This window comes from Rhodococcus sp. BS-15, from assembly GCF_000813105.1.
Classification (GTDB): domain Bacteria; phylum Actinomycetota; class Actinomycetes; order Mycobacteriales; family Mycobacteriaceae; genus Rhodococcoides.
Window position 1 is genome coordinate 1 of the sequence record NZ_BAOX01000640.1, and the last position, 600, is coordinate 600.

Below are 600 nucleotides of genomic sequence, written 5' to 3' on the forward strand. Positions count from 1 at the left end.
TTGGCCGGTGCTGCCTTCTTCTCGGCAGGCTTGGCGGCAGCGGCAGGCTTCGATGCCTCGGCCTTGGGAGCAGCGGCTTTCGGAGCGGCCTTGGGTGCTGCGGCCTTCGGAGCGTCGGTCTTGTCGGGAGCAGAGGCAGCCGGCTTGGCTGGTGGCGCGGGTGCTGCGGGAGGCGCGGACTTGGTCGAGCTACCGTTCGAGGCTGCGCCGTTACCGGCCGCACCGTTGGATCCGGCGGTCTCGTCGGCCGCAGCATCGGGGTCGTAACCGGTCAGAAACTCGTGCCAGCTCGCGTCGACGGATGAAGGGTCCTGCTTGAATCGCTGGTACATCTCGTCGACCAGCCATTGATTCTGTCCGAATTGGGTAGTAGAGCTGCTGCTCACGGCAGTAGTTCGCCTCGTTTCTGTCTTCGTTCCCGTTCAGCGCGCGTACGTGTCCAGGCTAGACCTTTGGTCCAGCTCACGTGCGTCCGGGACGTAGCTGTGATATGTACTCACCGGTAACCATCGGCCTCGTTGTCGATGACACCTTGGACTATCGAATTATTCCCTCGGTTCGTTTCGGCCGCAGTCCACAGATGCGCGTAGAACCCGCCCC

Annotated in this window: 1 protein-coding gene; it reads right to left on the bottom strand. The window is 63.2% G+C overall.

The features are described 5' to 3' along the window. Window positions 1-386, bottom strand: a 386-nt coding sequence (locus RHBS_RS28440; RefSeq protein WP_145977683.1) for a hypothetical protein, incomplete at its 3' end; no start/stop codon positions are given. Window positions 387-600 lie beyond the last annotated feature (214 nt).